This is a genomic window from Streptomyces sp. 3214.6 (assembly GCF_900129855.1).
Classification (GTDB): domain Bacteria; phylum Actinomycetota; class Actinomycetes; order Streptomycetales; family Streptomycetaceae; genus Streptomyces; species Streptomyces soliscabiei.
In genome coordinates this window covers 5,362,182-5,374,759 of the sequence record NZ_LT670819.1, presented here as the reverse complement: position 1 = coordinate 5,374,759, position 12,578 = coordinate 5,362,182, and the positions used below count along the sequence as shown (strand labels likewise).

At 72.3% G+C, this 12,578-nt stretch carries 11 protein-coding genes and 1 pseudogene; 3 read left to right on the top strand and 9 right to left on the bottom strand.

Annotation, left to right across the window (positions count from 1 at the left end; genetic code table 11):
- Positions 1–3: 3 nt before the first annotated feature.
- Positions 4–423 (bottom strand): helix-turn-helix domain-containing protein, encoded by a 420-nt coding sequence (locus B5557_RS24265; protein ID WP_079661439.1) that lies wholly within the window; start codon positions 421–423, stop codon positions 4–6.
- Between the two features lie 105 nt (positions 424–528).
- On the opposite strand from B5557_RS24265, the pseudogene B5557_RS24260 reads away from it, so the two are divergent.
- Positions 529–868: pseudogene (locus tag B5557_RS24260) on the top strand (PfkB family carbohydrate kinase); the annotation flags it as partial.
- Between the two features lie 168 nt (positions 869–1,036).
- Positions 1,037–4,765, top strand: a complete 3,729-nt coding sequence (locus tag B5557_RS24255) for an nSTAND1 domain-containing NTPase (protein ID WP_079661438.1) — start codon at positions 1,037–1,039, stop codon at positions 4,763–4,765.
- On the opposite strand, the gene B5557_RS24250 is transcribed toward B5557_RS24255, so the two are convergent.
- The 7 genes from B5557_RS24250 to B5557_RS24220 all read right to left on the bottom strand — a co-directional run bounded on the left by B5557_RS24250 (position 4,743) and on the right by B5557_RS24220 (position 9,675).
- Positions 4,743–5,396, bottom strand: coding sequence for a hypothetical protein (locus B5557_RS24250; protein ID WP_079661437.1), 654 nt, complete (start codon positions 5,394–5,396; stop codon positions 4,743–4,745). The genes B5557_RS24255 and B5557_RS24250 overlap by 23 nt on opposite strands.
- 94 nt (positions 5,397–5,490) lie before the next feature.
- A complete protein-coding gene (locus B5557_RS24245) occupies positions 5,491–6,141 on the bottom strand; it encodes a hypothetical protein (RefSeq protein WP_079661436.1) in 651 nt (216 codons plus the stop codon).
- Between the two features lie 71 nt (positions 6,142–6,212).
- Positions 6,213–6,626: a hypothetical protein gene (locus B5557_RS24240; protein WP_079661435.1), complete on the bottom strand. Its 414-nt coding sequence runs from the start codon at positions 6,624–6,626 to the stop codon at positions 6,213–6,215.
- A 480-nt stretch (positions 6,627–7,106) separates the two neighbouring features.
- Positions 7,107–7,418 (bottom strand): TfoX/Sxy family protein, encoded by a 312-nt coding sequence (locus tag B5557_RS24235; RefSeq protein WP_079661434.1) that lies wholly within the window; start codon positions 7,416–7,418, stop codon positions 7,107–7,109.
- A complete protein-coding gene (locus B5557_RS24230; RefSeq protein WP_079661433.1) occupies positions 7,415–7,762 on the bottom strand; it encodes a nuclear transport factor 2 family protein in 348 nt (115 codons plus the stop codon). Before B5557_RS24230 ends, B5557_RS24235 begins: the two co-directional genes overlap by 4 nt.
- Complete coding sequence (locus tag B5557_RS24225) at positions 7,759–8,355, bottom strand: TetR/AcrR family transcriptional regulator (protein ID WP_079664964.1); 597 nt, start codon at positions 8,353–8,355, stop codon at positions 7,759–7,761. Before B5557_RS24225 ends, B5557_RS24230 begins: the two co-directional genes overlap by 4 nt.
- 186 nt (positions 8,356–8,541) lie before the next feature.
- Complete coding sequence (locus B5557_RS24220; protein WP_079661432.1) at positions 8,542–9,675, bottom strand: serine hydrolase domain-containing protein; 1,134 nt, start codon at positions 9,673–9,675, stop codon at positions 8,542–8,544.
- Positions 9,676–9,878: 203 nt separating this feature from the next.
- Here B5557_RS24220 and B5557_RS24215 point away from each other — a divergent pair, with 203 nt between their 5' ends.
- Positions 9,879–10,403, top strand: coding sequence for an ATP-binding protein (locus B5557_RS24215; protein ID WP_079661431.1), 525 nt, complete (start codon positions 9,879–9,881; stop codon positions 10,401–10,403).
- Between the two features lie 10 nt (positions 10,404–10,413).
- Here the strand turns inward: B5557_RS24215 and B5557_RS24210 are convergent, their stop codons facing one another.
- The gene (locus B5557_RS24210; RefSeq protein WP_079661430.1) at positions 10,414–12,561 is read right to left on the bottom strand and encodes a HelD family protein; all 2,148 of its coding nucleotides are present in this window, start codon (positions 12,559–12,561) and stop codon (positions 10,414–10,416) included.
- Positions 12,562–12,578: the final 17 nt, after the last annotated feature.

Sequence of the window (12,578 nt, the reverse complement as noted above, 5' to 3'; positions counted from 1 at the left end):
CGGTCAACCGGCCGTCTGCTGCGGATCGGCGTCGCTCTCGTGCTCCTGGGCGTCTGCCGCACCGTCGCCGTCCACGAATCCGTTCTCCTTGCGGAAGGACTCGTAGATCTGGAGCAGCACCTGCTTCTGCTGCTCGGTCAGCGTGGGATCGGCGAGGACGACGGCACGCGTCTCCACCTCGTCCCGATCCCGCTCCGCGTCGAGAATCCCGGCCCGCACGTACAGCGTCTCGGCGGAGATCCGCAGGGCCTTGGCGACCTGCTGCAGCACCTCCGCGCTCGGCTTGCGCAGCCCGCGCTCGATCTGGCTCAGATACGGATTGGACACCCCGGCGGCATCGGCGAGCTGCCGGAGCGACAGCTGCGCGTTGCGCCGCTGCTCGCGCAGGTACTCACCGAGATTGCCGACGTTGAGCGATGCCATGCCTCCACTCTGCACCACCCGCGCTAACTATTGCAAGCAGGTGCTTGCAATAGTGTGTCGCGCCACAGACGGAGCTGGATGAGGCTGAGCACGATAGGTGTCGTAGAAGCCAGCGACACCTGGCACGCGGCCGGCGCCCGCCTCGTCGTCATCACCCTCGGCCGACGCGGCGCCCTCGCCTCCCTCGACGGCGCACGCATCACCGTCCCCGCCCCGGCCGTCGATGTCGTCGACACCGTAGGCGCCGGAGACGCCTTCACCGCAGGTCTGCTGCACCGTCTCACCGCACTCGGACACCTAGGGGGCCGGACTCGACGCCCTCACCCTCGACGACACCGCTGACGCCTGCTCCTTCGCCGCCCGTGTCGCCGCCCTCACCTGCTCCGTCCCCGGCGCCAACCCGCCTCGGGCAGAACGCCTGAAGTCCACGCCCGCACCGGCATAGGAATCATGCAGCGATTTCCCCCCAGGCAGGCCAGCTGTCCTTGTCGGTCGTCCGGCTGCGGTCACCTGTACGTCATTCGGAGGCAACCCGGACATCATCCAACTATCTGCATGATCGTCGTTCAAGCGTCAGGATGTCTTGAGCTTCGGATGTACGGAGGTGCCCTTCATGGGGCGGCCTGAGAGACCGGTGGACCCCACGGCGGGGCCCGTCCAGCGGCTGGCGCACGAGCTGCGCGAGCTGCGGAAGGCCGCCGGGAGCCCTTCATACCGGACGATGGCGAAAGCGGCTGCTTTCTCGGCGACCGCGTTGTCACTGGCTGCCGCCGGTGAACGGCTTCCCTCTCTCGCCGTGGTCCAGGGCTATGTGCGCGCCTGCGGGGGCGATCCCGCCGAGTGGGAGCTGCGCTGGAAGGCCGCCGAGGCGGAGGCGACCCGTATCCCCGCGGAGGGCGTCGAGGGTGAGTCGGCGCCGTACCGCGGGCTCGCCCGGTTCGAGCCGGACGACCGGCATGTGTTCTTCGGCCGCGACCGGGTGGTCGCCGAGCTCGGGGAGCTGGTGTGCGAGCACCGGTTCGCGGTGGTGTTCGGCCCCTCGGGGAGCGGGAAGTCGTCCCTGCTGCGGGCTGGGCTGATCCCGCGGTTACAGGAGGAGATCGTGGCGCGCGGTTGCCCCGCCGGCCTGCGGATCCTTACCCCGGGAGCCATGCCCGCCACCGCGTACGGACATCTGCTGAGCCCTGCCGCGGACGAGCCGGAGAGCTGGGTGGTGGTGGACCAGTTCGAGGAGGTCTTCACTCTCTGCCGTGATCCGCAGGAACGTTCCCGCTTCGTCGACCTGTTGCTCGCTGCCCGCACATCGGACAGTCGGCTGCGCGTGCTGGTCGCCGTACGCGCCGACTTCTACGCCCGCTGCGCCGAGCACCGCGGCCTCGCCGATGCCCTGCGCGGCGCCGGGCTGCTGCTCGGTCCGATGACGGCCGAGGAGCTGCGGGAGGCGGTGGTCGGGCCGGCCCAGGCGGCCGGGTGCCGAGTGGAGCGGACGCTGACCGCCCGCCTGGTGGACGAGGTGCAGGGCGAGCCCGGCGGACTGCCGATGCTCTCCCACGTCCTGCTGGAGACCTGGCACCGGCGCAAGGGCCGGATGCTCACCCTCGCCGGGTACGAGGCGGCCGGCGGGGTGCGGGGCGCGATCGCGGCGACGGCGGAGGAGGTGTACGGCGGCCTGTCCCCGGCCCAGGCGGATGCCGCCCGGCGTCTGCTGCTGCGGATGGTCGAGCCGGGCCAGGGCACCCCCGACACCCGGCGTCCGCTCACCTGTTCCGAGTTGGAGGAGTGGGCGGATGCGGATGCGCGGGTGGTGGTGGAGCGGCTGACCCGGGCCCGGCTGCTGACCGCCGACGAGGACGGCGTCCAGCTCGCCCACGAGGCCCTGATCACCTGCTGGCCCCGGCTGCACGGCTGGATCGAGGAGGACCGCGAACGGCTGCGCCACCACCGGATTCTCACGGACGCCGCCCGGACCTGGCTGGAGCACGACCGCGACCCCGGCACCCTGTACCGGGGCACCCGGCTGGCCCGCGCGGAGGAACTCTTCCCGGACCACGAAAGGGATGTGGCGCTGACGCCGACGGAGCGGGCCTTCCTGACCACCGCGCTGGAGGCACGCGAGGCCGAGTACCAGGCTGCCGCCCGGACCGTCCGCAGGCACCGGTTCCTGACCGTGTCACTGTCCGCCGTCCTGGCTGTGGCCCTGTTGACAGCCGTGGCCGTCTGGCGCGCCTACGAGGACAACGAGCGTCGGCGTACCCAGGAGGCGGCCCGCCGGGTCGCCGACGTGGCCGACGCGCTGCGCACCACCGACCCGCGCGCCGCCCTGCTGCTCGGCGCCGCCGCCTGGCGCATCGCCGAGCTGCCCGAGACCCGCCGCGCCCTGCTCGGCTCCCTCGCCCAGCCGGAGACAGAAATCTTCACCGACCCCGCGCCCGGCGCCGAGGCCTGGCGTTCCCTCACCGCCTCCGGCCGCACCCTGTTCAGCGCCGCGGACCGCACCTGGCACACCTGGGACGTGATCACGCACCGCCGCACCGGCTCGGGCCGGCTGCCGGACGGCTCGGTCGTCGGCGCAGCCCCAAAGGCGCGGGTGCTCGTGGTCAGCGGCCAGGACGGACTACGGCTCTGGGACACGGCCACCGGCCGCTGGACCGGCCCTTCCGCCCCGCTGCCGCGGGACACCGACGTCCGCTTCACCGCCGACGGCCGCGCCTTCCTGACCACCGAGGGCGACCGGATGCGGCTGCGCTCGGTCACGGACGGCCGCGTGCTCTTCGAGGCCCCGGCGCCAGGTGTGGCGTTCACGGCGCTGAGCGCGGACGGACGTCGGGCGGCCGTCTGCTCCGCCGGGCAGGCCCCCCAGCTGTGGGACACCTCCGGCCGCCGTGCCCTGCCCGGCGACTGGCAGCACGACCGCATCTGCAACGAGGACTCGACCATCCTCGCGCTCGGCGGCGACCGGCTGACCGCCGCCACCGACACGGGGGTCCGCGTCTGGGACACCGGGACCGGCCGCCAGGTCGCCGACCTCGCCGACACCGGCGTGGAGTACGCCACCTTCAGCCCGGACGGCGCCTTCCTGGCCACGGCCACCGCCGGGGAGATCCGGGTGTGGCGGCTGTCCGCTTCCGCGGCGCCCGTCTTCCGGCACCCCCTGAACAACCAGCACCTCTACGGCGGCCTGGTCTGGGACCGGGACGGCCGCACCCTGCGCTACCTGGAGGGCGGCACCGTCCACACCCTCGACCTCGGCCCGGCGGTCACTGCGGCCTGGCGCGGCACCCCGCTGGACGGCGTGCGCTTCAGCCCCGACGGCCGCACCTATGCCACCGCCGAGCGGTCCGGCGGCCGCTACCTCTTCCAGCTCCGCGCCACCGCCGACGACCGTCTGCTGAGCACCCTGCCTGCGGTGAACGTGCCGGTCTCCCGGGACCCGTCCCTCCCCGTCGTCCCCCAGGACACCCTCGCCCTGCTGGCGTTCAGCCCCGAAGGCACGGCGTTCGCGTACGGCGTCTCGGCACCCGGCCGGGAGGCGGTCGCGCAGCCGTTCAGGGTGTGGGACGTCGCCCGTAGCCGCGCCCGCGGCACGCTGGACCTGCCCGGAGACCCGGTGCTGGAGACCGCCCTCGGACCCGGCGGGCGCACCTTGTACGCCGCCCGCACCCAAGTCCTCGGCGACCTGTACGACGAGGCGTGGGACACCGCGGCCAGCCGCCGGACAACGGTGCTGCGGAACATGGCCAGCACCCACCTCGCCGTCCGCCCCGACGGCGGGCTGCTGGTCGGCGACGGACGGCTCGCCGCGCTGCCGTCCGGCAAGGTCGGAAGCCACGACCTCGTGCAGGGCGAACAGATGGGTGCGGCGGCCTTCTCCACCGACGGCTCGCTGCTCGCGGTCGGCGACCAGACGGGCCGGGTCGCCCTGTGGGACGCGACCGTCCACCGGCGCGCCGGTGTGCTGCGCAACGTCTTCCCGGCGCCGCTCGGCGACACCCCGGAGGCGGTCGCCGCCCTCGCCGTCAGCCCCGACGGCGCCAGCCTCGCCGTCGGCGGCGACGCCGGCAGCGTGCAGCTGTGGGACGTGGCAACCCGCCAGCCGCTCGGCACCCCGCTGACCACGCCCGGCGACGGCATCAAGTCCCTGGCCTTCTCACCCGACGGCACGACCCTGTACGCAGGCAGTCCGCACGCCCCGCTCCAGCGGTACGCCATCGATCCCGGGCGGGCCATCGTGCGGGTCTGCGCCCGCGCGGGCACCGACCTGACGCGGGAGCAGTGGCGGACGTACGTGCCGGGCGCGCCCTATCGGCGGGTCTGCCCGGTCAGCCGGGGAGTTGGGGGGTGACCCGCCGGGCCACCTCCACGAGCCCGTCGGTGCCCTGCGCCTTACTGCTGTCGGTGTCGGCGAGGGTGAGCACCCAGGTCTTGGAAGCTGCGCGCCACACCACGTAGGTGACGTTCTGCTTCGGTCTCACCACCTGGACGGTCTCACTGAAGGCGCCCTGCCCCAGCCCGGTGAGCTCGGTGACCTTCACATCGCGCATGCCCGCCGACGCCGGGTCACGGACCAGGCTGTGCGCGGCGGACAGTTCGGCGTCGTACGAACGGGCGGAGGGGTTGAGGGTCAGCATGGCGGTCTGGTCGCCGGAGGTGTAGCTGCACGAGTCCGGGGCGGTGCCCTTGTTGGGTGCGACGCGCGGTGCCTGCTGCGGGTCGGTCAGCACCTGCCGGGCGGCGGACTGGTCCAGGGCGGTGCACAGGCGGGAGGGCGGCAGGGTCTTGGGCGAGGAAGTGACGGAGGGGGTGACGGCGGGGTCGGGCGAGATCGTCGTCACCTGACCGGTACCGGTCGGTGATGCACCGGCAGCGGTCGGGGAAGCGCTGCCGGTGGAGCAGGAGGCCAGCAGGCCGCAGAGGACGGCTGCGGCCGTGGGCAGGGCGGTGCGGGGGAGACGACGGAGGCGGCGCGGGTGCATGGCTGGGGTTCCTCACGAGTTCGGAGGCCGAAAGGGAAGGGGCCCGGCCCCGGTGAAGGTGGAGGGGGCACCGGGGCCGGGCCGGCCTGGGGCGTCAGCGCCAGACGTTGTACGTCCCGTAGTCGTTGACCCTGAGGTTGGACTGCCAGTGGCCCCACTGGTAGTTGCCGTCCCACCAGTACCGCACCTTGCCCCCGCCGCAGGAGGAGTGGTCGGTGCGGAAGGCGCCGACGAAGGTGCCCTGGGTCCAGCGGCGCTCCACCACCTGGATCGGCTGGGCGTACTGCCCCGGGCTCAGGTTCGTGGTGAAGGTGAACGTGGTGGACGTGGACCCGTTGCGCCCGTAGGAGGGGGTGATGCTGCCGAGCACCTGATTGAGCCACGGGACCGGGTTGTTGACGCTGAGTCCGACCGACCACTGCCAGCCCGTCGTCTTCTGCTGACCCCAGGCGTAGGAGCAGCTGGGCACGTTCGTGGGGCACCGGAAGGTGGGTCCGCGCCACACCCAGTCCTGGAAGGTGTTGCGGGCCTGGGTCTGTGCCTTGGCCCAGGTGGTGTCGCCCTTGGCGATGTTGTAGCCGTCCGGCTTCCAGCACCAGGTCTGTGCCGAGGCGGAACCGGGCGAGGCCAGCAGGACGAGCGGGGCGAGCCCCATGGCCAGCGCCGGCGCCAGCCAGCGGCGGCGGCTCTTCTTCTTGTTCACGGCGGGCTCCGCCTCGGAGGGTGCCGTGATGTGGGGACGCACTTGGGTGGCTCCTTGTGGGAGGTGGGGTGAGCGGAGAGAGAGGCTCCGGTGGTGCGAGCTGTGCACGAAGGTCAGTGCCTGTTGACGACGATCAGGTGGTACTGGTCCTGGGTCGTGCTCCAGTCGCCCCACCAGTTGTCGTTCTTGCTCCAGCCCTCGCAGTTCTGGCCGCGGTAGGCCGTCAGCGAGACCTTGTCGCTGTTGGAGAACCACACGTTCGTCCAGTGGCTCGTGTGGTGGGGCCGGCTGCCCTGGAGGCACCGGTTCCACCGGTGGCCGTTGGGCTGGGTGACACTGATACGCCAGCTGTACGCGTCCACGCTGTGGTTGGAGATCGCGACGCAGGCGGTGAAGACGGGGGAGTTGCAGGGGGGGTTGGGGACGGGGATGGCACTGGCCTCACCGGCGGCCAGGGTCAGCGACCCACCCACCATGGCGGCGACAGCCAGAGCGCCGGCGAACTTCTTGCGGAGTGAACGGGACATGGCCCCGCTCCCTTCTGTCCGGTTGGGTTCAGGCACAACCGAATCTCTGGGGCGCGAGGTTGATCAGGCAGTCAGATCCAGGTGGTAATCAATTCCGAGCGGCTCAATCAATGGGTTTCATCCCCTGCACGCGTGACCAGGCGCGGTGCCCCACCTCGGCCGCCAGCTGGTCGCGATCAAGGTCGCCGTCCCCGACACCCGAGGGACCGTGCGGGGCGGTGAACTCCTCTGCACGCTCCCCCTTCAACCGACCCCCATGAGCAGGAACTACAAAGTCCGGATCGTCTACCGCCATCGGAGCAGGCCACGAGTCACCGTCACCGACCCACCCCGGGCACTGCATTCGGACGCCACCGCCCTACCGCACGTCTACCCCGACGGCGACCTACGGGCGGCGAAGCCAGGTGCTCAGTGCGAGGTCCACCTCGGGCAGGGGTCAAGGAGCGGCTGGCCATCGCTCGGCGGTTGGGGACCGCCTGGTCAGGCGAGTGCCGCGCGTGCCAGGACGCACAGCTGGGTCCGGTCGTCGATCACTTGCGCCGGGGCACTGTAATAGGCGTGCACCACGATCGCGCGGCCCGCAGCACGGTAGGTGAACGGTGTGCACCCGGCCTCCTCGTAGGAGAGGCGGGTGGCGTCGTCGACGCGGAGGTAGAGCGTGTCCATCACGATCGCGAACTGGATGCCGCGGCTGCGCAGTGCCCAGCCACCAAAATAGCGGTGGACGGTGACCCCGCCGAGCGGCGCCAGCTGATCGGCGACATGCTCGGCGAGGCTGCGGGATCCGCTCATGCGGGGAGGAAGAACCCAGTGATGTCAGCGAGCCGGCCGTCGCGGTGGAGCGCGGTGCTCACGCCCGCCATGGCGGGTTCGTCCTGCTCGCCGAGCTGGGTCCACCGTGCGAGCGACCGGTCGTGGTGCTCGACCACCTCGTCGATGCGGAACCGGTGGCCGGGGAAGGCTGCGGCGAATCCGGCCATGTAGGCGGCCAGCTCGGTCAGCCCGCCCACCTCCGTGCCCGGGTCCCGATAGGCGACGTCTTCGACCGCGACCACGCCGAGTGCGGCGAGCCGCTCGCCGGGGTCGGCCGACCAGCACGCGGCGTAGTTCGTCCAAAGCTGCTGTGGGTCGCTCATCGCTGTCCTTCTTTGTCGGAGCCGATCGACGCCATCGCGCCATCGGTGATGGTGTGCAGTTTGGCGACGGGGGTGCCGGCCCGGACCAGCACCAGCAGGCCCTGATAGAGCGCCAGCAGGCGGGCTCCTGACACCTCGACGTCCAGATCCGCTGACAGCAGGCCCAGAGCGCGGGCGCGCGTCAGCGCGTCGGCGAAGCCGGACTCGATCGCCTCCAGCCCTCGGCGCACTCCCGCGGCGGCCTGCGAAACGGTGAAGGACTCCACCGCGGTGTTGGTGAGCAGACATCCTGGATCGCGTTCGAGACCGGTCTCGAACGCCGAGGTGAAGAACGACCGGATGCCGGCCACAGGATCCGGCTGCTCCAGGAGATGGGCCCGGACGCGACCCTGCACCACCTGGTCGTTGTAGGCGTCCAGTGCAGCGCAGAACAGGCCCTCCTTGCTCTGGAAGACCCGGTACAGGCTGCCCGGATGCAGCCCGGTCGCCTCCTCGATGTCCCGCACCGAGGCCCCGAGGTAGCCGCGGCGACGGAACAGTCGCATGGCGCCGGCCAGTACCTCCGTCTGATCCCAGACCTGCTTGCGTCCCACCGACACTCCCGTAGTTGAACGATCGCTCAACAAAATAGCACGCCTTGCACGGCCAGCCGGTCCCGTCGCGCGGCCCGCCGCAGCCCTGAGCGATCTCGCCGACGGCCCGGAGGATGATGTCCAAGCCGATCGGTGGACATGCGCGCCGCACGCCATCCGGAGTGCGGCGCGCTCGGCCGTCGGTGGCTACGTGGGGCAGAGAGCGGCGGTCATCAGGGCGAAGGCCGCGGGGCCGGCGTCGGCGTCGGCGCCCCAGTCGGTCCAGTCCACCGTGACTTGGCGGGTGCCGTCGAGTGTGTGGAAGGAGATGGTGCGGTAGCCGGGAGTGCCGCCGCCGTGGCCCACGATGGTGCCACAGGGCAGCGTGGCCGTCTCCAGGCCGAGGCCCCAGCCCTCGCCGCTGGTGTCGACGGTCATCTCGCGCAGCTCGGCCGGGCGCAGCAGGCCGCCGCTGAGCAGGGTGCGGAAGAAGCGGTCCAGGTCGGCGGTGGTGGAGATGATCTCGCCGGCGGCGCCCGCGATGGACATGTTGACGGTGGTGTAGTCGACCGGGACCACGGTCCCGTCCTCTTTCTCCACCGGTTCGTAGCCGTGGGAGTGCGGCCCGGTGAGGAAGGGAGAGGAGCCCGGCAGGCGGGTGTCCCGCAGTCCGAGGGGCCGGATGATGCGCCGGTCGATCTCGGTGCGGTACGAGCGGCCGGTGACCTTCTCGACGATCATCCCGAGCACGATGAAGTCCGTGTTGGAGTAGTGGTGATCGGTGCCCGGCGGGAACAGCAGGGGGCGGTTGCGGTCGCCGTCCTTGACGGCCCGTCGGACCAGCTCGGCGGGTGTCCAGGTGCGGAAGCGGTCATGGGGGGCGTCGCCGTCGAGCAGCCCGTCGGTGTATTCGGGCAGGCCGCTGGCGTGCTGGAGCAGTTCCCGGACCGTGATCCGGTCGCCTCCGGGGGCGGCGACGAGCCCGGGGAGCCACCGCTCGGCGGTGTCGGACAGCCGCAGCCGCCCCTCGCCCACCAGTTGCAGCACCACGGTGGCGGTGAACGTCTTGGTGACGCTGCCGGCGCGGAAGCGGCCGTCGACGGGGGCGGGTTGCCGGCCGTTGAGCCTGGCCCTGCCGCTGCTGCCGCGCCATACGGCGTCACCCTGGCGGACCTCGGCGACCGCGCCGACCGCGCCGGTTGCCGTCACCTGGTCCAGTGCCGCCTGCAACGCGGTTCCGTCCGGTACCGCGGGGGGCGGCGCGGCGACCGCACCGCCCGCCGTGGAAACCAGCGCGCACACCGTCAGCAGCGCCAACGCCCCGAATCGTGAGCCTCTCATCGTTCTCCCGCCCTCGCTGTTCCCTGTGGTCCCCGTCGCACCGGCGTGGACGATGCTGCCGTCCACGCCGGTGCGACGAATCCACGCGTGGAACGAAGGGGTTTCCCGGAGCGAAGGCCCGCCCGCCCCGACACCGGGCTCAGGGGTTCACCTAGGGACCGCCGGGAACACGGCCCGCCGGACAGGCCCTAGCGTGGGGTGTCATGATCGTATGGCTCAACGGGACCCACGGCGCGGGCAAGACGACGACCAGTGCACTCGTGCAGCGGCTGATCCCGGATTCGCGGGTGTTCGACGCCGAGAAGGTCGGGGAGACGCTCATGGACATCACGCCGGGGCTGCCCGCGACGGACAACTTCCAGCACTGGCCGCCGTGGCGTCCGCTGGTGGTCGAGACCGCCCGCCGCGTGCTCGACTACACCGGCGGCACTCTGGTGATGCCCATGACCGTCCTGGTCGAGCAGTACTGGCGCGAGATCAGCACCGGCCTCGCCCAACACGCCATTCCCGTACGGCACTTCGTCCTCCACGCCGACCAGGAGACCCTCCGTGGACGCATCGCGGGCGACACGGTGCTCGGCCCCGACTCCCCGTTCCGCCTCGCATACCTCGAGCCCTACGCCGAGGCGGCCCGCACCTGGTTGCACGAGGAGGCCGAGGTCATCGACACCACGCACCTCACCCCCGCCCAGGCCGCCCGGCAGATCGCAGAGGCCCTCAAGAACTGAGGCCCGCCACTCATCCCTCCCAAGGCAGTTCCCGCTCATGCAGCACGTCCAGGCGGGACACCGCGCGGGTCAGGACGACATAGAGGCGGTTCAGGCCTCGTTGTTCTGATTCTGCGATGGCGGCCGGTTCGACGGCGACGACATGGTCGTACTCCAGGCCCTTGGCGAGGGTCGCGGGGACCGTCGTCACCCGGGCGGCCGGGTCGTCCGGGCCGGAGTTCGGGATGCCGGCCGTGGTGAGGGCCTCGCGGACGCCGTCGACCTGTGTGTCGGCGGCGATGACGCCGACCGAGCCCTCATGGGCGAGAGCGTCGCGTACGGCGGCGACGACCGCGGCGTGCAGGTCGCCGTCGGCCCGCCGGATGCGCAGCTCGCCGTCCCGGCGCAGGGAGTGGGCGCGGGGCACGTCGGCGTCGAGGCGGTCGAGGAGGCGGCTCGCGAGGGTGAGGACGGCGGCCGGGACCCGGAAGCCCGTGGTGAGCGGGACGATGGTCGCGTCGGGCTTGCCCAGGTGGGCCAGTTGCACCGGCCAGGAGGTCGCCGCCCAGGGGGCGGTGCCCTGGGCCAGGTCGCCGAGGACGGTGAGCGAGCCGAAGGGGACCCGGCGGGCGACGGCCCGGCACTCCATCGGGGAGAGGTCCTGGGCCTCGTCGACGACGACATGGCCGTACCCCTGGGGATGGGCGAGGAGGCCGGCGATCTCGTCGAGGAGGACCAGGTCGGCGGTCGACCAGCGCGCCGACTTGAACGAGCGGGGCGGGCGCGGCCAGTGCAGGGCCTGTTGTTCGTCGGGGTCGAGGAGGCCGGCCGCGGCCCGCGCCAACTCCTCTGGGTGGGTAAGGAGTTGGGTCAGCACTTCCTCCGGGCGCGTCTTCGGCCACATGGCGTCCACGCATTCGCTGACCGCCCGCGCCCGTTCGATCCGGCGGATCCAGGCGCCCGGGGGCGGCCCGCTCCGGCGTTCGGCCTGCTCCTGGATCCGGCGGACGATCCGACTGCGCACCCGCTCCCGCCCGGTCTCGTACGGCAGCTCCTCGGCGAGCACGCCCGCGACGATCTCCGCCAGCGCGCGGCCCGGGACGCGCCAGCAGTAGGAGCCGTCGGGGACGGAGAGGCCCTCGGCGCGGTCGGCCGTCACCCGTCCGTAGACCGCGCGGCGCAGCACCTCGGCCATCCGGGCGTCGTGTTTGAGGGCGGCGGTCCGGTCGGAGTCCGCCCCGGTCACCGGGTGGCGGGCGATCTCGTCGTGGAGGGTCGACTGCCGTACGCCGGTCTCGCCGAGGGAGGGCAGGACCTCCGCGATGTAGCGCAGGAAGGTGCGGTTGGGGCCGAGGATCAGCAGGCCGCCGCGCTGGATGCGCCGCGGGTGGGTGTAGAGGAGGTAGGCGGCCCGGTGCAGGCCCACGGCGGTCTTGCCGGTGCCGGGGGCGCCCTGCACGCACACCGACTCGGTGAGGTCGCCGCGTACGAGGTCGTCCTGCTCGGGCTGGATGGTCGCGGCGATGTCCCGCATCGGGCCGACGCGGGGGCGTTCGATCTCGCGGGCGACGATGCCGCCCGGCGCCGTGGGCCCGCCCGGCGCCGTGGGCCCGCCCGGCGCCGTGGGTCCGCCCCGGCCGAGCTGTTCGTCCGCGGGCCGCTCGCCGGCGCCCAGGCGCTCGTCCTCCAGGCCGGTGAGGTCGGTGGAGTCGCCGCGGCTGCCGGGGGCCCAGCCGAAGCGGCGTCGGACGGCCACGCCCTGGGGGTCGCGGGTGCTCGCCTGGTAGAAGGCGCGGGAGACGGGGGCCCGCCAGTCGACGACGAGGGGCGGGGCGGCCGGGTGCTCGCTGATGCGGAGCCGGCCGATGTGCTGGGCGAGACCTTCGTGCTCACTGCCCGTGCCGTGCGCGAAGTCGAGCCGGCCGAAGAAGAGGGGGCCCTCGGGCAGCTCGTGCAGGGCCTTGGCGTGGCTGCGCAACCGGTATCCGAGGACTTCGGCGTCGGCGCCGGACGCGGAGACGTCCTCGCCGGTGATCACCTGGAGGTCGGCGCCCTCGACCATCGCGGTGAGGGCGGCACGGCAGGTCTCGTGGTGGGCGCGTTCCTGGCGGAGGGCGGTGTCGAGGTCCTGTGCGTCAGGGGCCGCGGCGTCCTTCGGGGTGAGTTCGGGTGCCGTCATACAGCCAGCGTAGCGAA